Origin of the sequence: Nocardia ninae NBRC 108245, from assembly GCF_007990755.1 — a bacterium.
GTDB lineage: Bacteria > Actinomycetota > Actinomycetes > Mycobacteriales > Mycobacteriaceae > Nocardia > Nocardia ninae.
On the sequence record NZ_BJXA01000009.1, the window covers coordinates 59,046 to 83,805 of the forward strand.

A 24,760-nucleotide genomic window follows, 5' to 3' on the forward strand; every position below is an offset into this window, starting at 1 on the left:
TTCGTCCAATGCATGACGCCTACCCGGACGACCAGGTGCCCGCCTCACTCCTGATCTGTGTGTCCGTAGTGCCGGACCGGTGCATCGCGGTCCGACGTGATCACGCAAAACCGTTACCGGATCGCCACTTTCGCGCACTAACGCAACCAGCCTGGACAGACGATGAAGTCAGCAGAGCTAGCTTCGCCATGAATTATTTGTGAACAGAGACAGTGTCACTGCGCCGAATTACGGGTATTCCTACCTTCGAGCCAGAAGATCCGTTGCGGTGCGCTTGCACTAGCAAGCACCCAGCTTGCACTGTACTGTGGCGGCAGACACAAAGGAGTGCCCGATGCTGGTGAAGTCGATGAAGACTTTGGCGGACGCGCGTAATGGCGCCCTGACCGCCGCTTATCGCGCCGGACTGCGATCACGTACCTTCCGGACCGCGTCGTTGAACGCTCCTACCGCTCCCCTCGAGGTCATCCCGGTCACCACCGTGGACGGCGCCCGCCTGCGCGTGCACGCCTACGGCCCCGCCGACGGCGAGGTCATCGTGCTGATCCACGGCTGGAGCTGCAGCATCGAGTACTGGAACCCGCAGATCAACGCCTTCGCCGACCGGTATCGGGTGGTCTGCTACGACCAGCGCGGCCACGGCGAGAGCCAGCTCGGCCGCCTGCTGCCCAGCCGGGACACCCTCGCCGACGACCTGTCCGCCGTGCTCGACGCCACCCTGCGCCCCGGTCAGCGCGCCGTGCTCGCCGGCCACAGCATGGGCGGCATCACCCTGCAGGCATGGGCGGCGCGCTATCCCGAGCAGGTCCGTCGCCGGGCCGCCGCGGCCATCCTGCTGAACACCACCTCGGGCAATATCCGCTACGACACCGACCTGCTCCCGCTGCTGAACAAGCAACTCACGGTGCAGAACAAGCCGATCACCCTGCTCGGCGCCCCCGTCCGCCTGCCGAACTTCGTCTCCGAAACAGTGCTGACCACCCCGGTCCCGCTGCCCGGCGGCTGGCTGGTCAGCGCGGTATTGAAGGACCGGGTGATGAACAGGCGAGCGACCGTCGACGAGGTGAACTTCGCCCTCGGCATCGTCCGCTCCTGCCGCCCACTGACCCGTGGCCGCCACGCCGCCGCCCTGGCCGACCTCGACGTCACCGACGGCGCGGCACACCTGACGGTGCCCACCACGGTCATCGCAGGCCGCCACGACCGGCTGCTGCCGGAACGGATGGCCCGCCGGATCGCCGATACGCTGTCGCGCACCGGCCACCTCGCCGCGTACCACTGCTGGCCGACCGGCCACCTCGGCAATATCGAGGCCGCCGAGCGCTTCAACGCCGAACTCGCACACGTCGCCGAGCAGGCGACGCTGCGGACAGCCGCCGCGGGCTGACCCCTCAACTGTTCTCCCGGGCCGGTCAACGGCGCCCGACCCGGGAGCAACATCCGACCGCACCGATGAGTCCACCGGCCGCGCCTCGTCCTCACTGCTGAGCACGCAATCATCCTTCGGCAGAAGAGGTTCCGCCTGTGTTGATCATCGCCGGTTACGCGGAAGTCGACCCCGACCAGCGCGACGCCGACGTCCGCGCCTTCCACGACTTGCTGCGCCGCTGTCGAACAGCTCCCGGCTGCCTCGACTGCGCCATCACCGCCGACCCCGTCGACCCGGAGCGCGTGAACGTCTTCGAACTCTGGGATACCGCGGCGGACATGGAAGCCTGGCGAGCCGTCGCCAACGCGCCGGACACCGGCATCGCCATCAACAACAACTCCGTGCTGAAGTACACCGTCACAGATGCGCGCCCGCCCTTCGACTGATGTGTTGTGGCCCAACACTTTTCGTGCACATGAGGCATATCGATAGCGCACTGCGGTGCCCGAATCCGCCGTGCCACCGGGATGCTGTCCACTGAACAGCGGATATTCGGCAACCTCTGCCGGTGGCATCGTGTTCAACGGACGTTCCCCAACTATTTGCGAAGGAAATACGTTGAGTACTAACGGAATTCGGCATTTTAATGTGCGCGGTGCGACAGCAGCAGTACTGGCAGGCGCGGCGACCCTCGCCCTTGCCGCCGGCGTTTCCGCAGCACCTCCCTCAGGAAGCAGCGGAAGCGGTAGTGGCAGCAGCGGAACTGGGAGCGGTAGCGGCAGCGGGCCGGCTGCACCGCCCACCCAGCAGTGCAATCAGTCGACCAAGTCCGGTGGCTCAGGCGTCACCGAGACCGCACATCACCTCGGCCGCCCCGGCCCCGCCGCATTCGTCCTGTCCTACGAAACCTTCGCCATCCCCGACCAGATCGAGGTCTTCTACCAGGGCGCCCGAGTCCACAACACCGGCTACATCGGCGACAACATCAACGAAGGCACCGGCTCCGCAGTAATCAACATCCCCGCAGGCACCGCCACCACCGTAGCGGTCCGCGTCACCGGCCCAGGCGGCACAGACTGGAACTACACAGTCCACTGCCCCCGCTGAACCGTCACCGATTTAGATCGACACCAATCTGCATGCGGCTCGGCGGCGACCTAACACCAAGCGTCGCCAGCGTGCTACGACTGTCCCCCGCCACCGACGTGGTCATCAGCGCGGACGCAAGTTGCCGTCGAGTCGAACCGGAGAGAACCGACCATGACGTCCACCGAATACACGACGCTGTACTTCTCCCAAGCCAATCCTGCTGGCCCCGGTCAAGCAGATGTGTCGACTCTGCTGCGTTCCGTAGCGGCAACGATCGAGGAGCTCGGTCCGGTGACGGTCGCGGATCTGATCCTGCACAACGAGGTCACGGCAGACGGAAACTGGCCGTCGATCACTGTCTATTACAGCAACGTCGACAGCGAGTAAGGCGCCGATGTCGTATCGAGGCCGATCCGATCAACCGGGTCGGCCCGCTATAGTCGCGGCGACGGTCGGCGGGGGGATGCCTTATACCTCGCGGTGAGCAATCTCGGCTGATCAGCGGCGCGCAGAGCGACTTAGTTGGGACTTAGTCGGGAGTACAGCCAGATGGGCAGCACTCCACTGAGGCCGAAAATCGGCCTCAACTGGGTGTATGGAGCCGCCTGCGAGAATCGAACTCGCGACCTTTTCATTACGAGTGAAGCGCTCTACCGACTGAGCTAAGGCGGCGTGCCTTTCGGCGTGGCGAGTCTATCGTCTCGGGGGGTGGATCGCGAAAACGAGTGGTCACCAGCCCCAACAGGCGACCCTACTGCGACCGAGCACCGTCTCAACGGACTACTCAGGCACCACACAGAGCCGACTGTTTCCGACCAAAATCCAGCCTGCCGGATCGTTTCGGCAAAAAGTCGGCAAAACAGGGATGGGCCACTGCTTCATGCCAGGGATAGCGAGACGTTCGCTAAGTCCGCCACGCTCCGGCGCACGCTTCGGATCGACATCGCTCTGACCTGGCGTTTTACGGACAGTGACCGAGGCTGATCACGTTGACCTCTGCACATTCGCGTGTTCAGATCGAGTCGATAGCAACCCGGTTCGACGGATCTTGTCCATCCGCAGAACCACAACGAAATCAAAATGCCCCTCAGCGGATCTTGTCCATCCGCCAAGGGGCTGCCAGGAAGATAGGAGCTTCCCGACGTGACGAGTATCGCAGAGCTGGTGCCGCGCAAGCGAACCAAGCACGCTCCCTACGACCCGTTCGGCCCTGATCTCAACCTCGACAAGCTGTTGTTAGACGCGCAGAGCCGTGTGGCGACGCAGCACTCCGAGGCGCTAACCGAAGCACGCTCCAACGACGAGATCCGCCGACGCCGTGAGGTCGCCGATGAGATCCGTGGATTGGACATCGAAGACGAGCTGGCAGGGGCTCGGGCTCGCTATGCCACAGCCCAGTCCAGCCGTCGCGCCGCCGAACGACGGCACCGCCGGATGGTCACCGAAGCCGAGTGGCATGCCGACGCTGTCGCCGCTCGGCAACGCGCCACCAGCGAGTCCGCGCAGATTGCCGACACCCATCGCACGTCGACATGGATCTCCCGCGCGCTGATCGGCGTCATCGCCGCAGGCGTCGTGTGGGGCGCGGTCAACGTGCAGCACAACATGACGACCGGCGTTCCGATGTCGGACCCGCGCTTCTGGCTAGCGTTCCTCTACGAGCCTCTCGTCACCATCCCCCTGATTGTGGTGATGGTCACAGCGGCGACCGCTGCTCGTCGTGGCCGCCCGGTCAACAAACGCCAGATCATCAGTCTCGAAGTCGGCCTGCTGCTGCTGACCCTCGTCCTCAACGTCGGCCCGCACGTCATGTCCGCGAACTGGCACACCGCGATCGAATATGGCGTCGCACCGATCATGATCGCGGCAGTTGTATGGCTGCACTCGTGGACTTCGGGCACCTTCGCCGACCTCATCGCCATCGGGCCTTCGACTGATACCGACGTAGCCGAGGTACGTCCCACAGATCTGGTCGCAGTCGACACCGCAGCTTGACTGCGCCCGGCCGGTCACTCCAGCCCGACAACTGAACAGGGGTTTGCGGAGCGTTCTGGCCGTGGTGGGCGACTGATAATGTCGGATGTTGCCGGGGCATTCTCCCCTTCGCCTCGGTCCGTCGAAGACTCGCACGGTCCTCGACGGACCTTCTGGGGAACTTATGATGATGCGCCTGCCCGATTACCCGGTTTGGGACATCGACGCCGGGGGCTTCGGCCCCCGGCGAACCCCCTTACCGCCCGCCCGCCCGGCCGATCACCACCACCGTGAACTACAGGCCCATAACTGGCTCGTCGCCCGAAGATCGGCCAGCGCGTTCGAAGACTTCGGCCAGACCAGGTTCGATGTCGAGAACGTGGCGGAGCCTCTCCTCCAACGATCGATGCTGGTCTTCAAGCCACTTCATGACCGCCTGATCCTTCGGCACGCTTCCCGGCTCGTCCATGGTGTGTCTCCTTCCGCCTCCGTGATGGAGGTCCGTTCGGTCTCTACATATAGGTAGAGGCAGAAATCCGCCCGACCGTGCACCTTCTAGCGGTAAAAAGACACGATTGATAGGAGTTGAGGAAGCGTGACGCCGGGCGATTCGAACCCACAGTCAGCAGACGGCTTGCCCATGTTGGTCGGTGCCGCCGCCGACATCGACGTAGCTCGGCAGATTCGCGCAAACAAGTTGGCTCTGCTGGATATGGTCGCAGATCGGATAGCGAAGGCCGACGCATCCGGCGGCCCGAGCAGTCCGAGTGCCGCTCAACTTGTGCCGTGGTTTCGCCGAGTGTTCTTGGACCAAAAGGACCCCCGCGAGTGGATTGCGGTGGGCGAGCTGCCGCCGAACGCGATATTCCATCGCTGGATCACGGCCACTGAGATCGACGATCTGATCGCCGAGTACGGGGTGTATTCGATCCCTTACTGGTTCGAGCGTTAGCAGACAACGGCATGGTTGATCTGACAAGATCCTTCACGGAGAGGGAGGATTATCATGCGTTACAGCGCTGTTGGGGCTTGTCTAGCTGTCGGTGTCGCCCTGCTGGGTGGTGGCTGTTCGTCGAGTGAAGCGGCGGCATCGACGACGTTCACGGTGACCGGGAACTATGAGAACCGGGAGGTCAGCATCAACGATCTGGACTTCCCGGCTGCGGCTGCTGCGCAAGGTATCGGCTGCTCAGGATTTCGGTCGTCACCGATCCGCGAGGGCGCGCCGATCGAGGCAGTGAACGACAAGGGCGAGGTGGTCGCGACCGGCAAGTTCGGTTCAGGTCGTTGGCAGACCGGTAGGCCAGGATGTGTGTTTCCGTTCGAGATCACCAAGGTTCCTGCCGGACTGAAGGAGTACCGCGTGGTGGTGGGTAAGCAGGCCAACAACGGCCCATACAGTCAGCTGCAAGTACAGAGTCAGCTGAGCTTGATCTGGAAGGCGCGCTGACATGACGACGATGGTCACATCTTTCTGCCACCTGCGGGACGAGCCAGATCGGTCGGGATGTTGATGGACGAGCAGACGCGAAAGATGTTGCGCGAGACCGTGTACTCGGTTCCGATGACGATTCGTGGGGTGTCGCACATGACCGGCTTTGTGTGTCCCGAGTGTCAGCGGTTCATCGAGTTCTATCCGGACACCCAAGAGCAGCGACGGGTCAACCCGCACTACGAAGACGGCTCCCGAGTGCTGTGCCCGTCGTCGGATGTAGTGGTGATTGACGCGTGAAAGCCCGCTAGAGCCGCAACGTCTACTACTCGCCGCCGGTCTGACGCTTCGAATGTTTCGTGCGGCGTTGGTATCGCTTTGCGTTGGGTATCGGTGTCGCGGCGGCGCTGCGCCGAAGCTCGTGACGGCGTCTCCATGCGGCAAGGTCTGCGCGCTCGTCGTTGTGCCGACTTTGCACGCGCTGGCGTGGCTGTGCGGTCACGATATTCCTCTGTCTGACTAGGCGATTGACAGGTAGGTGTTCGTTCCGGCGGCGACTTCGGGTTGGAACAGATCGCCGGAGTTCGACGAGATCTCCACTGTCACAACGCTTCCGTTGCTCACGTTGCGGTTGATCGTCGCAGTGAGAGGCGATGTCTCTATTGGTGTCGTCGTAACAACCACTGCGCCATCAACTTTGATGCGTATCTGCATTGTTGCGCGGAACCCGACCTGGCCCGACCACGGGATGTTCGCGGTCAACACGGCGTTGGCTTTGCCGCCGTTCACGACCAAGCCGTGGTTGTTCACGGTCGAGCCAGCTTGGGGGGTCCAGTTCGGAATCTGGGTCCAGGCGGCGGTACTCGATTTGAACGTACCGTTTTTGTTCATTCGTGACGGGGTGAACAGGGTGCTGGTCGCTGACAGTGTTCCACTCATGGCGAGGCCCGCGAGCGCGCGTGGTCGGGCTTTGGTCGTGAGTGCGCCGGAGCCATCGTTTCGGGCACCGCTCAACCCTGCGATGAGTGCGGTAAAGGTGCCCGTGCTGGTTTGAGCCGCGCTGACGTAGACGCGGGCGAGAACATCCAGTGCAGGGCTCGGTGCGAATCCTGAGACCGTGCGTGCGCGACCAGCAGCAGAGAACTCACCTGTCGCCGCCAGCGCTGCGTGAGAGGCAGCAGTGGCGGCCACCATCCATCCGCTGCCCGCAGCCTGAGCGACTGCACGCGCGCTCGCCTGTCCGGCGATTACACCAGCCCCCGCCAGTTGGGCAGCAGCCTCTGCGGCCGACGCCGCTGTCAGCCGGGCGTAGCCCTGGAAGATCGCTGCAGTTTCCGGCGGATAGAACGGAATGTCGTCATCGTCCATGGCCGTGACGGTGCCGATCGGCGGGTCGGCCAACTGCCAGGTGCCTTGCGGAGGCTCAGCGACCATGTCGAGGGGCGAGGGGGATTCGGCGGTGAGTCCGTGGGCTGGTGTCATCTGTTCACCTACACATCTGCTGCCGACCAGTCGTCAACACACCACGACGCCAGGTCATAGTTGCCGTTGCTGATCTTGCGAGCCCGCACAAAGAGCGCAGTCTTGCGGTAGTCGGGTCCGGTCGGGACGGCTCGGGGTACGGCGGTATCGGCCCACTGGCATCGTTGGATGCCGTTGACGTAGGCGGTGTAGGTGTTTCCGACTGCTGTGAGGCGTAGGCGCGATCCGGCTGCAATGGTGAGCCCTGTGGTCTTCTTGCGTTCGGTCCGTGTGCCATCGGCATTCCACGAGTAGATCGAAACCTGGTCATCCCACATGTGGGCAGTGACGCCACTCCCACCCGGCCACAGCTTGAATCGCACGCCGACGCCCATCTCCAGCTCATTGGCATCCAGGACGACTTCAAGGCCGTTAACCGGGACGACCGCCTTTGCTGACACGTCGTGGTCGTCGGTGCCGAGTCGTTGATTCGGGAAACCCCAGTAGGTGTTGACGACGTTCGTGCTCTGTTCGTCAGGCTGGCCAGCGACGTTGTTGAAGATGACGAGGAACAGCCCGGTGCCTTGTTCGTAGCTGCCGCCGAGTGGGCCGTTGGCGCGATTGAAGTTGTCGGAGATCGAGACCTTCGTGCTACCGGCCAGCGTTGAGCTGCTCGCGAGGAGTGCAGACGCTTGCGGGCGATCGGCAGCCGTCAGCGAGCTAGCGCCGGTGAAGCGGGCGATACTGCTCGGGCGCGCCAGCGGGATGAAACGGGCATCTACGGAGTGCGGGTCGTGGCTGTAAACGGCTGTGCTGGCGTTAATTTGGGCGTCGGTGTGCGCTCGGGCGACGGGGTCGGCATTCGATGTCGCGTGCAGGCTGCCTGATGCCGCCGGGTTCAGGAACGATGCGGCGGTGGCCGCGATCATCCACCCTTCGGCCTGGGGTCGAATCGACGACGCGACCGACGCCAGACCATCCATCGACGCCGCGACCGCGAACGGGGCTGCAGCGCGCACTGCCGATGCGGGCTTGAGGCGCGGGTAGCCCGCGAACACAGCGGTGCACTCTGGCGCATAGGGCGGAATCAGGCTGGCGTCCATGAGTGTGGTGGTGCCGACCGGCGGATCACCGATCGACTCGGCTCCGGTGGGCGGCTCCTGGGCTGCCCAGTCCATCAGGAGACCGTGAAAACCGGTGTGACAGTGACCGGTCCAGCGCCACCGAGATTCTGTGTCGGGTTCAGCGGGCACTTGTCGATGAACACACCGCCGGTCTTGGCCGTCCACAGTGATGCGTGGGTGACGGGGCCGCCGGGGGTATTCACCGTTGTGGGCGGGCCGGAGATGGTGCCGCCCGTGCCGCTGGTCCAGGTGAATTCGACCCGCTCGTATACGGGAGATCCGCCGGACAGTTCGGCGAGCGCCCCGGCGTCGCCGGGGTCTGCACTGTGCAGACCGAGCCACGCTTTGCCCGACGCACCGATGGCCTTGTAGGCATCCGCCAGGATCTGACGGGTTGCTGCTGACGCAATAGGCATGAGCTGTCTTCCTTATTCAGTTGTGTGTATTCAGTTGTGTCGCATCACTGTTGGCGAGATACATCGCCGACGAACCAGCAGTGATCCAAAGGCGGGACTTCGGGATAGGCGACGTAGATTCGATAGTGGGCGCGGTCTGGAATGGCGTCGATCTGAGTCGATTCGACTTTCCATTCAGCTCGATCGGGATAGACCGTCGCCGAGAATTGCCCGATGGACTGGGTGGTATTGGTCTTCCCTGGTGGATAGAACCGCAATACGATCGTCGTCCCGGAGGGGAACGTACGGTTCGTCGGCAAGCGGATCGTGTGCACGAAATCCGCTTCGAGAGTGAGGATCAGCTTCTCCCGAATGGGTGCGCGGCCAATCGCCATCGTCACCGCTCCTGTATTCAGTTGTGGTTTTCGGTTATCCGAGGTTGCCGCCGTTCGGCACAGTCGGGGTGTAATAGTTGTTCTGCACATCCCGCGACCAGCGCGAGGCAATGAGCCCGCTGGATTTGGTGCCGCCGCTCAATTTGCACGTCGCGCTGGCGAAGGTGCCGGTGGCGATCGGCTCATACCGCATGGTCAGCCGGACGTAAGCCCAATGGTCAGGCGCTGCGGGATCATCAACGGGGGGCATGTTTTCCAGCACGAAGGTGTGGTTGAACGCCGTGGTTGCAGGATTGTTGACGACCGAGAGGACACCAGCGCCGTAGACCGCGACGTTGGGCAGAGTGTCGCAGGCTCGCACGGTGAGATGCTGGCCTTGCGCATTCATCACTTCCAGCCAGAATTTCGGCGCGATCGGATCGTAGGACGTGAGCACCGTGAAATACGGCGGGCTGATGATCGGGATGATCGTCTGATTGAGCGTGTAACCCGATAGCGTTGCCTGCGCGTCGATTCGCCACAAGCCGCCCGCTTTCAGCACTAGCCTGCCGTCCTCGGTGACATCAGCCTTCTTGTTAGGGCCGAGCTTGCCATTGAACGGGATCATCACAGTCGTCGAGGGCGACACAGTCCAGTTCTGCCCCATGAACGCCGAGGCGAATCCATCGATATCTTTGATCAGCTCAAGTCGTTGACTCTGTGCGTTCTGCCCGTTGATGACGTACGCGAGTCGGTCAGAGTTGTTCTGCCACTGATCTTTCCACTCGACCTGCGCTTCCTTGAACGAGGCGAGGTCGCGATTGTTGATCGCTGTCTTGACCGACTGCTGTGTTTGGTCGGAGCCGTACTTGTCACCGACGACGTAGGCGCTGTCCGGCCGTGGCTGATGCGGGGTTGTCATCCGAGATTCCCGCCGTCAGGCACGGTCGGCAAGTTGTGGTTGTTGTTGGTGCCGGTATCCCACTTGTTCACTGACAGAGCCGATCTCACGGTTCCGCCGTAGAGCATGTGCCAGTCGCGGGAGTGGCCTGCCTCTAGTCGGACGATGAACTTGTCGTCGTCCGGGATCACGAAAGTGTGTGAGAACGAGGCAGTTTCGGAGCCGTACGGGGTGATGACCATGTCGAATCTGCGCTCGGTGTAAATGGTGAGCGTATCGGCGTAGACAACGACGACTCGTGCGGCGGCGGCAGTGTTGGATTGGCCCCAACCGCTCGGCGCGGGGTACCACGTGATGTGGGCGTCGCAGCGCCACAACCCTTTTCCCGCAAGCTTGATGCCACTCGCCTCCAGTGAGGTGCCCTTGCGCGGCCCGAGCTGGGTATCGAACGGCAGCAACCGCCACTCACCGTTTCCACGGAGGTTCCAGTTCTTCGACAGAAACAACGAGCAGTAGCCGTTGACCGATTCGAGCAGGTCCAGCCGGTCTTTCAGCGCAAGTTGGGAGTCTTCGAAGTTCTTCAGGTCGTCTTTGAACGCGTTGTCGACGGCTTTCAGTTCTCGCTGCGCGCCCTTGTACGGGGCGAGCATTCCGCCGGAGATGATGGCTTTGGCCGAGTCCTTGGTGATGTCGGAGCCGTATCGGCCGCCGACAACCCACGCGCCGTCCGGCGCGGACCCTCCCGGAGTCGTCATCGGCTACCTCGTATTCAGTTGTGTGCCTGTCGATCACAGGTCTTCGTAAATGTCCTGTGGCACAGGCGGAACCGGTGGCGTGCACCGTTCCAGCAAGACGGCAACGTACTTCAGAGCGATGCGGTACTTGCGTTCGGTCGTAGCGAGCTTGCCTTCGAGGCTGGCGACCCGGTCCCGTAGGTCACGGATCTCGTCCCGCAGCGGTTGCAGGACGGAGTTGAAGTCAGAGCGCTGGGATTCCAAGCTGGGGAGCCGCCCGCCGTAATAGGTGATCAGGGCGACTGCCAGCGCGCTCAGCAGAGTGGCGACAGTCGCCAAGATCGCGGGCAGCACTGGTTACCGCTTGAACTCGTCGCGGTGGCCCCAGCTGACGTTCAGCTTGGCCATGAGCGAAGTGACGGCCACGAACAGAGTGCCCAGGGCGTTGAGGACGGTTTCGATGTCGCCGTCGATGCCCGCAGGCAGGACGTTCATCGCGACCAGCAGGCCAGCGACGGTGGTCGCGACGAGGTACAGCTTGTCGCGGACAGCGGGGGTGAAAGTGAGCATGTGATCAGTCCTTCTTCAGTTGTGCGTCGATCGTGGTTTGCAGGTGCGCGACGGCCTGTGCCAGCGCGTCGAGCTTGTCGTTGGCATCCAGCGCGCTGCCGTGTGCTGCGGCGGCATGCCCCAAGACGGTCTCGGCGGTGTTGCGCTTAGCGCCGTCGCGATAGGGCAGGATGCGCAGGGTGGCTTCGAACACCAACTGGCCCAACGCCTCTGGCACCGAGAGCCGGTCGACAATCCGCCCGAGCGCGACGGAGAATCCGTCGAAGGGCTTGAGGAACTTCCAGCCGGTGTTCCCGGCCAGCGAGTCGGTTGCGTCGCCGCGAATCTGGTACAGCGCGTCTTCGGCTGTGCTCATCGAATCTCCTTCAATACCAAGCATTTCGAGTAGTTCCGGCAGGTCCATGCCGGTGTAGTTCATGTCGCACCGACCGAACGGCGGGCACAGGATCGCGTCGCCGTACTGGTGGGCGAAGCGGCCGGGGAAGTCGTAGGAGTCGCCAGGGGTGCCGTTGTAGTGCGGGACCACCAGCAGCAAGTCCTGCGGTCGTGATTGCCACAGCGTCGGGTCGGCGCGCGGGTTGTAGTAACCGATCACACGTCGCGGGTCGCCATACCAACCGCGCAGCCGGGTGATCTCATCGTTCGCCTCGGCGGACACATCCCCGGAAATCCGCCCGCCTGCGGACTCGACATCGACCATGCTGACCACGCGCGGATGCCGCCAGAGCCCGGATTCTTCGAGCAACTGCCGATGGAGGTCACAGTTGGCTTGATCCGGCCACAGAAAGTAGTAGACGATCGCGACACGCAACCGGCCGTCGTCGAGCATTGTCCTTACCCGCCGGGCGTTCTCGGCGAATACCACGTCGGCACGGTCCCCGGAGTTCGAGCGGAAGGCGAAGACCGGGTGCGGATAGGTGTCGTCGATCGGGATCGGCCGCTTGCTCGCGTCGACCTGGAACTGGCTCACATCGGCCCAGTACACCCCGCTCATGCCGTGCCTCGGAGCTGGTCGACGACTGCGTCCCACAGTGGGTCGTTGTCGGCCTCGGCCGGAGGGGGGCCGTAGATGCCCAGGTGGCCGTTGTTCAGCCGCTCGGCGAACTCACCGATCCTCGAATCCCCCTCGGGCAGCGCCAACTGTGAATGCATCTGGTCCACCCGGTCCCAGTGCCCGCCCCAAAAGATCGTGCCTTCGAACAACCGCAGGCCGTGCTCGATGACAGCGATCTCGTCGTCGCTCATCGTCCAGCGCTGCCAAGGCAGCTCGCTCGCGTTCAAATCCACTGCGGTGCCGGACAAATGGTTGGAATTCCACACATCGTTGGTGGCGCTCCACCCCCAGTAGTCGCGCGGCCAGTAGGTGTCAATCGCCCGGACATTGACGTGCCACCACGCACACCAAGCGATCAGGATCGTGGCAGCGTCCCCTGCACGTACCTCTGGGCGTGCGCCATCGGTGCCGGGCACGACCGGGTTCACGCAGGCGGCGCGCCCGACCTGCGGCCAGCCGTTCTCCGTCATCAAAGTCATGGTTTTCTCCCCCGCATCCGGGCCGCGAGAGTGCGGGACGCCTGGTGGAATCGTTGAGTCAATTCTCTCTGGCCCTCCAGGGCGTTTCCAGATGAATCAGCCGTCGATGACGAAGGCGAGGTTCGGTTCCGGTTTCGGGTCCTCGATGTCTCCCAGTTCACGCAGTTGGGCGAGGATTCCTTCGCGTTCTTGGCGCGTGTATTCCGAGATCTTCGGGATGGCGATCGGTTCGGGATCTTCCTCATCAAGTGGCACGTACCGTCCGGCGGGGTTGTAGGCCGATCGGGGGCCTCGGAACGGTGGCTGGTACTTCTTCGTCGCCAGCGCCGGGTCTACTCGGACACCCAACTCGTATTGGTGGATAGCGAACACTTCTGCCAGTGGTGGCGGAATCGTGCCGGGCGAGGAGCCCATGCCTGGCACGTTCACGAGTGTCGCTTTGATGGCGTCGATTTGAGCGCGTTGTTCTTGTTCGGCTTCTGTGTTGTTCACAGCACTCCCAGTTCTTGCAGGATCGACAGGATTTCCTGGAGTCGTTCCCACGCCTCGATGACCGGGTCTTTGATGTCTCGCTGCCCGATCGTTATTTTCCAGATAGGCGCGTTGTCCCTATCCCATGACATTGCGACTTCGGTTACTTGGTCGACGAAGACCTTGCCCGGCTTCATTCCTTGGACGGTGGTGCCGACCCTGTCGCCGACATAGAAGTGGCCGAGTCCGCGTTGCCCGATTCGATAAGGTGCACCGTCCGCCACAATTACCTCGTGGCCGGTTTGCTGCCGCGTCACCCACATGCCGGTTCGCATGGCTAACAACCATGCGAGGGTATATGCGCGGTCACCACCTTCGGCCCAATGTTCGCCATATGTGGACCATCCCAGCTTGCTTTTTCTGCCGGGAATACCTTGGGCACCGAATGCGAGCAGAACATCGGTATATAACGGGGCCAGCAAACTATCTGCAACACCCCCTAAGTCGGGCACGCCCGGAATGGCTCCGAGAATCGCGCCGACCAGGCGGATACTGGCAGAAATAGCTTCATTCACATTCGATCGTCCACCCCCTCTCGCTTTTCAGGAGAGGGGGTGGACGACCCCCGGCATCGAATTCCCGCCTGCGACCACGCGCACATCTGTTGCCGGTTTATAGGTGAATTCCGACTTTTGTATTCCGGTGTGGATTCCGTCGCGATAGATCACCCATGGGGCCTGGGGCAGCGTGCCCAGGAAGTCAGGGTCCGAGTACTCCGGCGGGGTGTTCGGGTCGCCGATGATCTCGGGGCTTTCCGTGACGCCGTCCGGCTCAATATGCACAAACGCGCTGACCAGGCCCGTGAAGAGGTCTCCGAAGAAGCTAGTGCCCTGCGGTGAGGTGTATCCCGATTTGTCCACCAGATCGATGACCAGGCACCCAAAACGCAGCTTGGCTCCCGGCCACGGCGGTGGGTCGCCGGGCAAATACCGGCGGAAAGTCCAGGTCAGCTGAGCGTCTTCGACGACTTTTCGGGTAGTTTCGTGAATGGATTTGAACCGAGCGTGCACGATAGCGAACTGGGAATTGTCTTGAGCGATCGCGCCGGGGGCGACGACCATGCTCCAGTTCTCAGGCTTGAAGTTCGCCCATCCATTCGGGTCCATCGGGTCGGGCGGGAGCTGCCACCACCCGTTCATCAACCGAGTTATTGCCAGTTGTGCGGTCAATTTGCAAGCCCAGCGGGCAGGCCCGAAAAGGACCCATACCTTTGGAAATTGCACCTCGGGAGGCAAAAACGGATTTGCATAAACTAGAACGTGTTTCAGCTCTTCATAATCGTGCTTGAACAGCATTCTGAGCAGCCCGGTGCCGTCTTCGTTCTTGACAACGGTAAAGCTCTCCATGCGCCCGGACCAGCGGACTCCGTCTTTGTCGACCGTGCAATGGATATTGTCCGTAGTCCGGGTATCGACGTCGATTACCCATTCGGACATCCAATAGTCGAGTGGCAGTTCGAACGTCGCCGTGCCGGTTTCGTTGTTGACCTCACGGACATCAGCGGAGATGATGCGATGAACCGCGCCGCGCAGGTTCCAGTCGCCGTCCCAGAACCGCACCAACGGCGGTGTCAGGCGCGCTTCGCGTTCCAGCCACAGCGCGTTTTCCATCTCGGCGTAGACGGCATCGAAATCGATGGTTGTTACGGTCATTGCAGCCCCCACGGGCGCGACCAGTTCCGTGGGCAACGGACCTGAAGCCCGACTCCGGCGGCGGCTTCGGTCACCGATACCGGAATATCGGTGTCCGGCGTCCACGGCGGGATGGGATAGAGGAACGTGACGCCATTCATCAGCGACCACACCTGGCTGCCGTTCAGGTCACGCAGCTGATCAGCGAAAGGATCGGTGTTGATCCAGAAGACCTGATTCGGATTGGCCCTCGGTGTGGAGATTTTGCGGTACTTGTCTTCCTCGGCGCGACGAAAACGGTTGTCACCCCAGGAGTAGTCCGGAATCACCCACCGGCCCGGCCCTTGCAGAACCCACTCCAACCAGATCTCTTGGTCGGTAGGATTCGACACGGTGACCATGCCCGAGGACGAAACCCCCGTCGCCACAAAGGAATCGGTGACCGGCTCCTCATACCACCAAGGGTCGGCGGCCACACATGTCATCACGACCTTTTCGACCTTGGTCATATTCGGGTCGTGTTCAGGAGTGAACTGCGGCTGCTCGGAGATCCGCAGCTTCAGAAACCGGCGCGAATCCTCGGTGGTAATCCAAAGTTTCGTGTCCTCGGAGTACGACCATGCCTTGCGCCACTCGCTGTCGTTCTCCTGCCACGAGCGAGACTCGGTGTTGCCGATGGCGACTCCGAATACGATGTCGCGCTGTAGATTTCGTTTCGCGTAGTACGTAGAGCCGATCTGGCTGGCATGGCTGGCGTAGATTGTGCGCACCGGGGCGTCGTAGATGCCCTCGACATCTGTGCCGAGCCAGACGCCTTGTTCGCCCAGGCCGACGCCGCTGATGGTGAACCAGGAGCCATTGCAGCCCTCGACTTCGACAAGTGTCCTTGCCATGAGTCCCCGCTATTCAGTTGTCGCTATTCAGTTTTGGTGTTGCTTGCTCAGCGCCGGATGTATCCGGCCGCCTGTTGGCGTTGCCGCAGTTGCTCTTTGCGGATCGCCTCGTCCAAGTTGCTCACGTGGTAGTGGACGTGCTGCTCGATGACCTTCTGAATCTGTTGGCCGCCTTCGCGAATCGCGTTGTGGTTCTTCGCGATCTGGGAGAAGAACCCGGCGTCCCGCAGTCCGAGGTCACCCCGGAATCCGTCCCATTGCGCCTGGAAGAAATCGCCGACAATGCCCATCGCCTTCGGACCGAATGTGGCTCCGAACTGCTCGGGTGACATCGGCTGCTCCAGCGGCGGATCACCTGGGCCGTACCGGTCGCCAGGCGGCACAGGAGTGTCCGTGAAGTCGTCCGGGTTCACCGAGGTGTCCGGGCTCTCGGGCTCGGTGGCAACAGCTGGGTCGGTGCTGGTTTCAGGGGTGTTGTTCGTCCCGGCGTTGGCGCTGCCGGGCTCCGGCGTTTCCTCGGTCCGGCCGCCCTGCTCGGCCTGTTTCATCCTGGCCATCAGCTTGCGGATCAGGTTCTCGACCTGCGGCAGGATCTTGGTCACGGTGTCGAATACCGATTGCGGGTTGGTGGGGTCGAGGTCGGGTACCGCGAGCTGGGCTGTGTTCGCCAGGGCTTTGACCAGCTTGCTCAGCCGTTGTGTCTGCTCGTTGGTCAGGACCAGTTCTGGTTTTCCGGAGGTGTTGAAGCCGATCCCGCCATGCGGCAGCCAGCCGCCCTGGTCGTAGCCTTTGCCTTGGAACGCAGCTGCCAGTGATCCGTATTTGGGGTCACGCAGGGCGTAGTTGATCGCGGCGCGAATGTTGGACTCGGGGTCCCAGATGTCTTCGTAGCCGGGATCTTTGTAGGTCTGGAACGTGGGATCGATGACCTGCATCAAGCCCTTGGACGGGATGCCCGCCTTGGCGTTGGAGTCCCACAGGTTGATCGCGCGAGGATTGCCGCCGGACTCCGACTTCATCTGCATCAAGACGCGGTTGGTCTCGGCGAGATTCTGGCCCTTTTCCTTGAGGATCTTTTCGACCAGGGGACGCCACTGTTCGACCCCGCCGGACAGGTCCCAAGCGCCTTGGAATGCCGCCATGACCGGCGAGGACTGCACGGACTGAATGACGGAGTCGATCACCTGCTGCCCGAGGTTCTTGGGCAGGATTCCGCCGAACAACGAAGTTCCGGTGTCGGGGATGTTGCCGCGCAGATCCAACATCGGGTTGACCAACAGTTCCTGGACCTGTTGTTGCAGCCCCGACAGGTAGTTCCCGGACCCTGCCGCCAGCGAGATCATCCGGCCATCGGAGAGGATCTGCCCCAGATTCGCCCAGTGGAGATGGTCGCGATGTTGGGAGTTGGTCGGCTCGCCATAGTTCGTCGGCTGGCCGTTCTTCAAGTTCTGCCAACCCGCGAGCGGCCAGTGGATGAGTTCGGTGCTCTGCGGGTAGCGCGAGTAGATCCAGCGCGCGATCTCTTGCATCGGGCCGCCGAGATCGATGGCTTTGCCCTGCATGTGGTAGTCGTAGCCCGCGCCGACCTCTTGGAATCGCTTGGCAGAGTTGAGGATTGCTCTCGGGAAGGCTGCGCGTACCGCGTCCCACAGTGAGCGCTGCACGGGGTCGATCGGATCGCTGGTGGCGACGATGCCGCCTGGTGTGATGCCTCCAGTTGCGTAGTGCTGCAACCCATCCTGGTATCGGCGCACGCCACCGACGCCGCCTTCGCGTGCGGCGGCATTTGCACCGTGGATGTAGCTCGGCCCGACTGCGCGTACCCATTCCGGGCGCATGATCGCCTCACCGGGGCCGACCATGATTGTTTGGTTGTCGTGGCCGGGCCGGTAGCCAGGGATCAGGCCACCGCTGCTGTACCCCGTGATCAAGGGGACCTCGATTTTCCATTCGGGCAGGTCAGGCATTACTTGACGCAGTGCCGCCCAGGCATCCTTGAGGCCCTTGTTGATGACGTTGGTGATGATCCAGTTGATGGGATCAGCCACCGCACGGCGCATTCCGGACCACTGGAATCCGGCCGCGCCGACACCGGCCTGAAAGTTCGCCGCCAGGTCGGTGATGGCCTTGGTCAGCTTCGGCAGCATGTCCACGGTGATGTCGGCAATGTCCAAACCCATTGCAGGACGTAGTTTTTGGAACGCCGGGACGGCTCCCTTTTCGATCTGCTCGGCGAAGGTCACGTTCAATCCGGCTGCGCTCAAGCCGAGTTCGGTGATCGCCGGTCCGGACAGCGCGTTGGCGTCGACAATCGCTTTGGCCATGGCTGCGGCCTTGTCGGCGATGCCGGTGAGCGCTGGCAGGATCTGCTTGTCGTACGCCTTCTCGATGGCGTCGGCGAAACCGTTGAAAGATGTAGTCGCGTTGCTGAAATCCGGCAGATCCAGTTTTGGTTGGGCAGGTGGCTTGTTCTTGGACTGGCTTGCCGGAACCTCGCCCTGCGGCGGAGTTGCCGCCGGGGGTTGTTGGCCGTTCGCTGGCGGACTGGTCTGTCCCTCGGGAGGTGCGGCGGGACCAGGAGGCGGGGTGGCAGGGGGCTGCGTGGTCTGCGTGCCCGGCAGCGTGGGCGACGCGGGGAGGTTTTGCTCCTTGTAGATCCCGCCCAGGTAGTTCGGGTCCACGCCTAGTGCGCGGTTGAAGGCGGCGAGGTCGCCCACCACCTGGAATCGGTTGTGCCCGTTCGGGTTTTTCGCTAGCCATTGGATGGCTTGAGTCCGTGCGTCGATCAGATCGTCGCGGTTCATCGTCTTGATCGAGGGGAGTTTCGAGTTCAAGAACGGGCGGCGATCGGTGACTTGCTCGGTCGTGCCGGAGTTGACGGTGCCGATTTGGTCTCGGTCGGCCTGAGTGAGCTTTGCGCCCATCGGATCGGCGGCCGGGCCGAACCAGGTCGGGTTGGAGACGGCGAGATCCTGGGCTTGCTGTGCCAGCGCGGTGAGCTTGTCTTGGGCGGGCTGGGTGTTGAGATCGACCTTCGGTGGGTCGCTGAGCGCTTCGGGGATCAGCTTGAATGATTCCAGCAGCTTGTCGATCTTCTGCTGCGGCACGTCGGCGTCGGCGAGCATCGTGCGCAGCCGGTCCTGCAGATCCTGCATCGCCTTGATCCGGGCCGCGTGCGCGTCTTCCTCGGACTTTCCCGCCTGCCGTGCTGCCTCGAACGCTGCGGCACCCACCTGGACGAAGCTTGGTGCCAACTGATCGCGCAGCAACGTGCGCAAGTCGCGGCCGGAGTTCTCAAGGGTGTTGATCTCGCCGTCAGCCTTGATCAGGCTGGCCAGCCACAGTGGGGCTCCGGTGTCGCTGAGTATCGGGCCTTTGACCAGTTGCTCGATGCTGTCGAGCGCCGAATTGGCGGACTGCTCGGCGTCTTCCAGGATCTTGGCGTCGCGGCGCTGCTGCTGGAACGCTTGGGTCAGTTTGTCGACAGCGTCGGCCGCTCCCACGCTGTTCTTGCGGATGGATTCATAGGCGCTCGACATGCGGCTGGCGCTGGCGACGGAGGTGTTGTATTCCGAGCGGAGGTACTGAAGTACCACCAGCAGGTCGTCACCCTCCTGGCCGGTGGCTTTCACTCGGGCGATCAGTGCGTCGTACTGGGCGTTGGTGCCGACGATGGCATCGGCAACGTCGCCGTAGCCGATCTTCAGCTTCTCCCACGAGTTGACCGCGTTGGCGGCGAAGTCTCTGCGCGCGCCCGCATTCGCCACTTCCCTTTCCGACACCCCGATGTCGGTGCCAGGGATGCCGGACAGAGCCCAGCCCTTGAACTTCTCGTCGTCGATGTTCTTGAAGCCCTCGATGCGCTCCTGGAAGCGGTTCCCGATCTTGGCGCGCACGTTCTGGTCGGCCACACCATCGGAGTCGTTCAGCGAGGCGGTCAGCTCACGACGGAATTCCGGTTCGGAGGTCTGATAGTCCTTGAAGACATCAGCGCTCTTTTTGATCTTCTGCTCGACCTCTTCGGCTTTGGACGCGAAGTAGCTGAACGCGAGCGCCGCGATGGCGATGTAGCTGGCCCAGTTCCCGATGGCCGCACCGATACCGGCTGCGGCAGTAGACATTCGCGTCAGCCCGCCGTTGCGGTTCTGCAGCCCGCTCACTCGGGTGTTGAAGTTGTCGACGTGGCGGCTCGCGTTGCTGAATCCTTGCGCGATCCCGCCCACCAGGCCGACCAGGAAGTTGAACGCCTTGATGGTGAGGATGAGCTTGATCAGGGTCTCAAACAGCGGAATCCACCGCTCGATCCCAGCGATCACCTCGGCGATGAGCCCGATCATGGTGAGGATCGGTGCGCCCACCGCCTGGAACGCAGGCAGCACCGACTCGGTGAAGATCCTGGCGATATTGGCCAGCACGGGGTAGAGCCGATCCCACGCCAGGCGTGCGCCTTCGAAGAACTTCCTGATCGAATCCTGGCCGGACTCCGAGGCGAGCTTCTTGCGCAGGTTCGCCAGCTTGCGTTCCAGGCTGTCGAGCATGTTGTTGCCGTCGGTACTGGTCGCGCGGAACACTTCGCGCAGGACGCCGAACGAGTCGCGGATCACGCGGCCGAGTTGCTTGGTCTTCTCGATACCGTTGTCGATCATCCGTGCCAGCGAGCCGTCCGCGCGCATTGTGGCGATCTTCGTGTCGAACTTCTCCACTGCTTCGGTCAATCCGCCGAAAAGCTGTGGCGCAAAGGCTGATCCGGTGTTCGACAGGTTCAGCACTGCCCGTGTCAGTGGTTCGATGGCCTCGCCTGCCTGTACCGAGGCTCGGCCAGCGTTGACGAAGAATCCTTCGAGGTTCGTCTTGGCTATATCGGTGGACAGGTAGCGGATCGCGGCACGTAGTCCCCCGTTGATGCCGGTGGCTATGCCGGTAAGCCCGTTCTTGACGACGGGCAGTTGCTTGTCGCCGAGAGCGCGGATGTCATCGGACAAGCCTTCGAACAACCCGTCCTGGACCTGCATTCGCAAGTCGCGCCACGACCCGCCCATCGCGCGCACGTCTTCGACAAACCGGCGTGCATTGGGGCTTAAATTCGCCAGTGCCTCTTGGTATTTGCGTTCCCAGGTCGATACGTCCTCGGTCGACGCGCGCAGAGCCTCGCTCTGGTCGTCGAGTGCGTCGGCGACGCGACGCTGTGCGTCAGCGTTAGCTTCGGCGGCGTCGCGGACGGTGCGTTGCAGATCGCGTTGCGCCTCGGCTTGGCTTTCGATGGCGTCGGTGACGCTCTGCTTGGCGCGCACGACACCTTCATCACCCTCGATGCCTTTGCGGTTGGTGTCGGCGGCTTCCTCGCGCAGTTGGGCGTTGCGGCGCTTGACCTCGTCGTAGTTCTCGTCGGCGGCGGTGATGGCAACTTGTAGCTCTTGAATATCGAGTCCGGACGCGTCGCCGTCCTTGAACGCGTCAGCCAGGTTTTGGCGAGCACGCAGGGTCGCCAGGTACGCCTGTTTCTCGCTGGTGGCGGTTCCCCGGAGTGCGTCGTTCACGTCGCGGATGCGGGTGGCGGCATCCTTGCGGGCCTGGTTGAGCGATTTCTGGGCGTCGATCGCATTGCGTTGCGCGCGTTCGAGATTGCGTTCACCGTTGGCGATGGATTCTTGCCCCTGGGTGGCGCTGCGTGCGGCCGATCGGTAGGCGTCTTCGACGCCGCGCTGTGCCTGCGCGACGCGCTTGGCCGCTGATTCGCGAGCCTTCGCGTCGGCCTCGCCGTCTTTGCCCGCGTTCTTGGTCAATTCGGTTGCGGCCTTGAAAGCCGCGACGACGCCGGTACTGCCGACGATGATCGCCGCGATACCGGCCGCCGCAGTGGCGGCCAGGGCGGGCAGCACAGCAAGCGCGCTTCCGGCCTGCAACAGTGAGCCGATCAGCGGGACCAGATTCACCGCACCCAGGGCCGCGAGAGCGGCACCAGCGCCGACCGCGACCTGCGTGGTAGCGGTCAACAACCGGCCTGACAGCAGCAGCTTTTCGGTGAACGCGGCCAGTGCGCGGGTTGAGCGTTCGTCGATGTTCTGGAACAGGCGGCGGTGCATGGGCATTGCGACGCGGGTGTCGAGAGCGTCTTCATCGCGGCGGCTGCGCGCCAGGGCGTGAGAACGATTGGATCGCGCGTGATTGAGGTCGGCGGCGGCCGAGGACCGACGTTGACGCAGCAGGAACAGCGCCCGCTCGGAGCGCTCGACTTCCTTGGCGTCGGTGGCGGAATTTCGTAGCAGCTCGCCATGGCGCTGCTCGGCCATGTTCACCGCAGTGGTGGCCGATTCGAAAGCCATCCGGGTCTTGGTGAAAGTCCGCTCGGCCGTGTCCAATTGGGTCGCCGAGCGGTGCGCGTTGGTAATGGCTCGCTGGTCGGCCTGGAGCAGTTTGCCCATGTCGCGGCCCACGAGGAGCCGTTCGGCCTTGCCTCGAATTCGCGTCGTAGCGTTGTTCCGTGACAAGAGCTGGTTGACTCTCGACTCCACGACAGACTTTTCGTCGCGTGCGTCTGGCTTCGACTGCCTGAACACTTTGCGCGAGCCACGCAGCAGAGCCTCGGAGCGTTCGGCGCGGCGACGCATCGTTGCTTCGTTGTCCTGCGCGCGTTGATATGCGGTTTCGGCCCGGCGCAGCACAGCGGGCAGCCGTTCGCGGAATCGCTGGCTTGTTCGGCCGACCATCGATCCGATGGGGCCGCCGCGCTCGGTGTTGGTGAGGGCTTGCTGCAGCTCTTTGAGTTTGCGGGTCCGGGCACGCGCGGAGAGTTTGCGGCTGTAGCTGTCGGCGCGGTTCTTGACGGCGTTGAACTCGTCGTTCAGCGCCGCCCGGTAGGCCGAGCGGAGTTGCTTCTCAAGTTCGGTGCCCCGCGACGCCTTTACTGCGCCTTGGAGCACCTTCTGCAAGGCAGGCGTGTCGCCGGAGACGCGGTTGGCGCGGTTCATCAACTGGCGCACGTTGTCGACGCGTGCGCGTGCCTGCCGGGTGAACGAGCCCTGTTGGCCGAGGGCTGCTTTGTCCTCGTCGACCTGACGAGCCGCTGCGCGCAGCCGTTCGGCGAGGCGCTTCTGATTGGTGTCCAGGCGGCTGTAGCGAGCTAGGTCCTTAACGACCAAGCCTTCTCGTTTGCCCAGTCGTTGTGTGGCGCGGTCGTCGCCTTCCGCGCGGCCTCGGGCGAACTGTTCTCCCGCGATGCGGCCCGCACGGCGGGCGGCGTCACGGTCGGTAGTGGGGGCGACTCGACTAGCGCGATCAAGGTTGTCACGAACGTCTTTAGCTGCGCGGCGTAGATCGTTCCTGTCGGTTTCGACCTCGACTGTGACGCGCTCGCCGTTGAGACCTTTGATCTCGGTGCGTGCTGCGGCGGTGTCGGCTTCGACGGTGAGGTTGATTTCAGCGTGGATACCGGCGATCGCGGCCTGGACCGCGATCTCCATCTTCTTTTTGAGGTCGGAGGCGTCGGGTACCACCTGCACCTTCGCGGTACCCGCGCTATACCTTGTAGGCATACCCGATCCTCAATTCAATTGTCAGAAGCCAAGTTCCGCCAGGGTGTCTTCGACCACTTCCTTCTCCCGTTTCGCTCGTTCCCTGTCGACGGCGGATACCGGTCGCGGAACAGGTCGGAACTTAGGAGGTTTCTTGCCTTTCGGCAGATTCACGGCGATCAAGGTGGCGTTCAATTGCTGCATGTAGTCACACAGCATCATCAGTAGATAAACTTCGTGGCTGAAACCGGCCGAGGACGAAACCTTCGGCAGGGCATCCGTTTCCGGTGATTCATCGAGTCCGGTGGCCTGCCTGATCATTTCGATGTCGACGATTCGTTTCGCCAGTTCCTCGTCCATTTCCTGGTCGGCGCGGTAGCGCGCTCCAGTCGGCAAGTTGGCAAGGAATCGGTAGAGCTTCGGCCATGGATATGCACCGCGAAGGAAATCGAGGAGGTCGATTCCCCAGTACTGGTGCAGATCCCACTCGATGGACTCGTAGTGGCTCTCCAGCAGTACTACGAGTCCTGCTCTCCCCCCGGCAGTTCCGCCGCGCTCTCGTCGGGTGCGTCGTCGTCGAAGTGCTGGTTGATGTCCTCGACCAGTGCCATGGTGACCTCAACGGGTTCGTCCCTGATCGCGTCCCACACGACGGGGAACGCCTCACGGCCGACGAGTGCGGCGATCATGCTTTCCAGGTCGCGGACTGCGACGGTACCGGCAGAATCGAGCAGCGACGCCAGCGCCAGGGAACGTTCCAGGCTATCCGGTGCGGTGATCAGGACCGGCGGATCGACCGCATCGAATTCGTAGGGTTCGGCGGGCGTGTAGTTCTTCTTCGCCTCGGCCTTGAGTTGCGCCCAACGGCTCAGCTTGGGTGCGGTGGTCTTCTTCGAAGCCATTTGCGGTTCCCCGTTATTCAGTTGTGTATTCAGTTGTCAGCAAGTGCTACTTGGAATCTCGCGCAGCCTGGCGCGAATCAGGACCAGTCTTGACCGGCTTCACAGCACCATCGGAGGCATTCTCGGCGACCGGAACTCGCTGTGTGTTCTGCGTTTCAGTCTTCCGCACGTAACCGGACATCACAAGATCATTCAGCTCTACTGCGTTGTAGCAGAGGTAGTCACGGCCGTCAGGCGAGACGAGGGTGACAGGGAAATCAGGCATGGCTTCTCCTCGACAGGTTCTTCTCCCCAAGAAAGCAGCAAAGGCCACCCTGTTGCAGGCCGGGGAGGAAC

The 24,760-nt window shown here is 62.7% G+C and carries 25 protein-coding genes, 1 tRNA gene and 1 pseudogene; 8 read left to right on the top strand and 19 right to left on the bottom strand.

Features of this window, described 5'->3' with window-relative positions; translation table 11 throughout:
- Window positions 1–334: 334 nt before the first annotated feature.
- The 4 genes from NN4_RS09225 to NN4_RS09240 all read left to right on the top strand — a co-directional run bounded on the left by NN4_RS09225 (window position 335) and on the right by NN4_RS09240 (window position 2,845).
- Window positions 335–1,387: an alpha/beta fold hydrolase gene (locus tag NN4_RS09225; RefSeq protein ID WP_147129512.1), complete on the top strand. Its 1,053-nt coding sequence runs from the start codon at window positions 335–337 to the stop codon at window positions 1,385–1,387.
- Window positions 1,388–1,524: 137 nt separating this feature from the next.
- Complete coding sequence (locus tag NN4_RS09230) at window positions 1,525–1,815, top strand: putative quinol monooxygenase (RefSeq protein WP_147129513.1); 291 nt, start codon at window positions 1,525–1,527, stop codon at window positions 1,813–1,815.
- Window positions 1,816–1,987: 172 nt separating this feature from the next.
- A complete protein-coding gene (locus NN4_RS09235) occupies window positions 1,988–2,476 on the top strand; it encodes a hypothetical protein (protein ID WP_246180793.1) in 489 nt (162 codons plus the stop codon).
- A 153-nt stretch (window positions 2,477–2,629) separates the two neighbouring features.
- Window positions 2,630–2,845, top strand: coding sequence for a hypothetical protein (locus tag NN4_RS09240; RefSeq protein ID WP_147129514.1), 216 nt, complete (start codon window positions 2,630–2,632; stop codon window positions 2,843–2,845).
- A 209-nt stretch (window positions 2,846–3,054) separates the two neighbouring features.
- On the opposite strand, the gene NN4_RS09245 is transcribed toward NN4_RS09240, so the two are convergent.
- Window positions 3,055–3,130: transfer RNA gene (locus NN4_RS09245), tRNA-Thr, on the bottom strand.
- Between the two features lie 471 nt (window positions 3,131–3,601).
- Here NN4_RS09245 and NN4_RS09250 point away from each other — a divergent pair.
- Window positions 3,602–4,453: a hypothetical protein gene (locus NN4_RS09250; protein WP_147129515.1), complete on the top strand. Its 852-nt coding sequence runs from the start codon at window positions 3,602–3,604 to the stop codon at window positions 4,451–4,453.
- A gap of 274 nt (window positions 4,454–4,727) precedes the next feature.
- On the opposite strand, the gene NN4_RS44860 is transcribed toward NN4_RS09250, so the two are convergent.
- Window positions 4,728–4,901, bottom strand: a complete 174-nt coding sequence (locus NN4_RS44860; protein ID WP_186818331.1) for a hypothetical protein — start codon at window positions 4,899–4,901, stop codon at window positions 4,728–4,730.
- A gap of 126 nt (window positions 4,902–5,027) precedes the next feature.
- On the opposite strand from NN4_RS44860, the gene NN4_RS09255 reads away from it, so the two are divergent.
- The 3 genes from NN4_RS09255 to NN4_RS09265 all read left to right on the top strand — a co-directional run bounded on the left by NN4_RS09255 (window position 5,028) and on the right by NN4_RS09265 (window position 6,164).
- The gene (locus tag NN4_RS09255) at window positions 5,028–5,384 is read left to right on the top strand and encodes a hypothetical protein (protein WP_147129516.1); all 357 of its coding nucleotides are present in this window, start codon (window positions 5,028–5,030) and stop codon (window positions 5,382–5,384) included.
- Between the two features lie 54 nt (window positions 5,385–5,438).
- Window positions 5,439–5,882 (top strand): hypothetical protein, encoded by a 444-nt coding sequence (locus NN4_RS09260; protein ID WP_147129517.1) that lies wholly within the window; start codon window positions 5,439–5,441, stop codon window positions 5,880–5,882.
- Between the two features lie 63 nt (window positions 5,883–5,945).
- A complete protein-coding gene (locus NN4_RS09265) occupies window positions 5,946–6,164 on the top strand; it encodes a hypothetical protein (RefSeq protein ID WP_147129518.1) in 219 nt (72 codons plus the stop codon).
- Window positions 6,165–6,383: 219 nt separating this feature from the next.
- Here NN4_RS09265 and NN4_RS09270 read toward each other — a convergent pair whose 3' ends face one another.
- From NN4_RS09270 to NN4_RS09355, 17 genes and pseudogenes are all read right to left on the bottom strand, one after another.
- Complete coding sequence (locus tag NN4_RS09270; RefSeq protein ID WP_147129519.1) at window positions 6,384–7,346, bottom strand: hypothetical protein; 963 nt, start codon at window positions 7,344–7,346, stop codon at window positions 6,384–6,386.
- An 8-nt stretch (window positions 7,347–7,354) separates the two neighbouring features.
- Entirely contained in the window at window positions 7,355–8,503 is a 1,149-nt protein-coding gene (locus NN4_RS09275; protein ID WP_147129520.1) for a hypothetical protein, read from the bottom strand.
- Window positions 8,503–8,865 (bottom strand): phage tail fiber protein, encoded by a 363-nt coding sequence (locus tag NN4_RS09280; RefSeq protein ID WP_147129521.1) that lies wholly within the window; start codon window positions 8,863–8,865, stop codon window positions 8,503–8,505. Before NN4_RS09280 ends, NN4_RS09275 begins: the two co-directional genes overlap by 1 nt.
- 44 nt (window positions 8,866–8,909) lie before the next feature.
- Window positions 8,910–9,239, bottom strand: a complete 330-nt coding sequence (locus tag NN4_RS09285) for an LtfC-like domain-containing protein (protein ID WP_147129522.1) — start codon at window positions 9,237–9,239, stop codon at window positions 8,910–8,912.
- 34 nt (window positions 9,240–9,273) lie between these two features.
- The gene (locus NN4_RS09290) at window positions 9,274–10,140 is read right to left on the bottom strand and encodes a hypothetical protein (protein WP_147129523.1); all 867 of its coding nucleotides are present in this window, start codon (window positions 10,138–10,140) and stop codon (window positions 9,274–9,276) included.
- Window positions 10,137–10,874, bottom strand: a complete 738-nt coding sequence (locus NN4_RS09295; protein ID WP_147129524.1) for a hypothetical protein — start codon at window positions 10,872–10,874, stop codon at window positions 10,137–10,139. Before NN4_RS09295 ends, NN4_RS09290 begins: the two co-directional genes overlap by 4 nt.
- 33 nt (window positions 10,875–10,907) lie before the next feature.
- A complete protein-coding gene (locus tag NN4_RS09300; protein WP_147129525.1) occupies window positions 10,908–11,207 on the bottom strand; it encodes a hypothetical protein in 300 nt (99 codons plus the stop codon).
- Window positions 11,208–11,210: 3 nt separating this feature from the next.
- Entirely contained in the window at window positions 11,211–11,423 is a 213-nt protein-coding gene (locus NN4_RS09305; RefSeq protein ID WP_147129526.1) for a hypothetical protein, read from the bottom strand.
- A gap of 4 nt (window positions 11,424–11,427) precedes the next feature.
- Complete coding sequence (locus NN4_RS09310) at window positions 11,428–12,417, bottom strand: hypothetical protein (protein ID WP_147129527.1); 990 nt, start codon at window positions 12,415–12,417, stop codon at window positions 11,428–11,430.
- Window positions 12,414–12,956: a M15 family metallopeptidase gene (locus tag NN4_RS09315; protein WP_147129528.1), complete on the bottom strand. Its 543-nt coding sequence runs from the start codon at window positions 12,954–12,956 to the stop codon at window positions 12,414–12,416. Before NN4_RS09315 ends, NN4_RS09310 begins: the two co-directional genes overlap by 4 nt.
- A 96-nt stretch (window positions 12,957–13,052) precedes the next feature.
- The gene (locus NN4_RS09320; RefSeq protein ID WP_147129529.1) at window positions 13,053–13,448 is read right to left on the bottom strand and encodes a phage gene 29 protein family protein; all 396 of its coding nucleotides are present in this window, start codon (window positions 13,446–13,448) and stop codon (window positions 13,053–13,055) included.
- A pseudogene (locus NN4_RS09325) lies at window positions 13,445–15,139 on the bottom strand (Gp37-like protein). Before NN4_RS09325 ends, NN4_RS09320 begins: the two are co-directional and overlap by 4 nt.
- Window positions 15,136–16,011, bottom strand: coding sequence for a phage tail protein (locus NN4_RS09330; RefSeq protein WP_147129530.1), 876 nt, complete (start codon window positions 16,009–16,011; stop codon window positions 15,136–15,138). Before NN4_RS09330 ends, NN4_RS09325 begins: the two are co-directional and overlap by 4 nt.
- A 47-nt stretch (window positions 16,012–16,058) precedes the next feature.
- On the bottom strand, window positions 16,059–23,543 hold the full coding sequence (locus NN4_RS09335) for a transglycosylase SLT domain-containing protein (protein ID WP_222595015.1): 7,485 nt from the start codon (window positions 23,541–23,543) through the stop codon (window positions 16,059–16,061).
- Between the two features lie 21 nt (window positions 23,544–23,564).
- On the bottom strand, window positions 23,565–23,882 hold the full coding sequence (locus NN4_RS09345; RefSeq protein ID WP_147129532.1) for a hypothetical protein: 318 nt from the start codon (window positions 23,880–23,882) through the stop codon (window positions 23,565–23,567).
- A gap of 158 nt (window positions 23,883–24,040) precedes the next feature.
- Entirely contained in the window at window positions 24,041–24,424 is a 384-nt protein-coding gene (locus tag NN4_RS09350) for a hypothetical protein (protein WP_147129533.1), read from the bottom strand.
- A 46-nt stretch (window positions 24,425–24,470) separates the two neighbouring features.
- Entirely contained in the window at window positions 24,471–24,689 is a 219-nt protein-coding gene (locus tag NN4_RS09355; protein WP_147129534.1) for a hypothetical protein, read from the bottom strand.
- Window positions 24,690–24,760: the final 71 nt, after the last annotated feature.

Coding starts and splice junctions, on each gene's coding strand:
- NN4_RS09280 (WP_147129521.1), bottom strand. CDS start 8,865: ATGCCTATTGCGTCAGCAGCAACCCGTCAGATCCTGGCGGATGCCTAC.
- NN4_RS09305 (WP_147129526.1), bottom strand. CDS start 11,423: ATGCTCACTTTCACCCCCGCTGTCCGCGACAAGCTGTACCTCGTCGCG.
- NN4_RS09260 (WP_147129517.1), top strand. CDS start 5,439: ATGCGTTACAGCGCTGTTGGGGCTTGTCTAGCTGTCGGTGTCGCCCTG.
- NN4_RS09290 (WP_147129523.1), bottom strand. CDS start 10,140: ATGACAACCCCGCATCAGCCACGGCCGGACAGCGCCTACGTCGTCGGT.
- NN4_RS09330 (WP_147129530.1), bottom strand. CDS start 16,011: ATGGCAAGGACACTTGTCGAAGTCGAGGGCTGCAATGGCTCCTGGTTC.
- NN4_RS09315 (WP_147129528.1), bottom strand. CDS start 12,956: ATGACTTTGATGACGGAGAACGGCTGGCCGCAGGTCGGGCGCGCCGCC.
- NN4_RS09285 (WP_147129522.1), bottom strand. CDS start 9,239: ATGGCGATTGGCCGCGCACCCATTCGGGAGAAGCTGATCCTCACTCTC.
- NN4_RS09345 (WP_147129532.1), bottom strand. CDS start 23,882: ATGGACGAGGAACTGGCGAAACGAATCGTCGACATCGAAATGATCAGG.
- NN4_RS09225 (WP_147129512.1), top strand. CDS start 335: ATGCTGGTGAAGTCGATGAAGACTTTGGCGGACGCGCGTAATGGCGCC.
- NN4_RS09355 (WP_147129534.1), bottom strand. CDS start 24,689: ATGCCTGATTTCCCTGTCACCCTCGTCTCGCCTGACGGCCGTGACTAC.
- NN4_RS09240 (WP_147129514.1), top strand. CDS start 2,630: ATGACGTCCACCGAATACACGACGCTGTACTTCTCCCAAGCCAATCCT.
- NN4_RS09310 (WP_147129527.1), bottom strand. CDS start 12,417: ATGAGCGGGGTGTACTGGGCCGATGTGAGCCAGTTCCAGGTCGACGCG.
- NN4_RS44860 (WP_186818331.1), bottom strand. CDS start 4,901: ATGGACGAGCCGGGAAGCGTGCCGAAGGATCAGGCGGTCATGAAGTGG.
- NN4_RS09350 (WP_147129533.1), bottom strand. CDS start 24,424: ATGGCTTCGAAGAAGACCACCGCACCCAAGCTGAGCCGTTGGGCGCAA.
- NN4_RS09265 (WP_147129518.1), top strand. CDS start 5,946: ATGGACGAGCAGACGCGAAAGATGTTGCGCGAGACCGTGTACTCGGTT.
- NN4_RS09270 (WP_147129519.1), bottom strand. CDS start 7,346: ATGACACCAGCCCACGGACTCACCGCCGAATCCCCCTCGCCCCTCGAC.
- NN4_RS09335 (WP_222595015.1), bottom strand. CDS start 23,543: ATGCCTACAAGGTATAGCGCGGGTACCGCGAAGGTGCAGGTGGTACCC.
- NN4_RS09295 (WP_147129524.1), bottom strand. CDS start 10,874: ATGACGACTCCGGGAGGGTCCGCGCCGGACGGCGCGTGGGTTGTCGGC.
- NN4_RS09275 (WP_147129520.1), bottom strand. CDS start 8,503: ATGGACTGGGCAGCCCAGGAGCCGCCCACCGGAGCCGAGTCGATCGGT.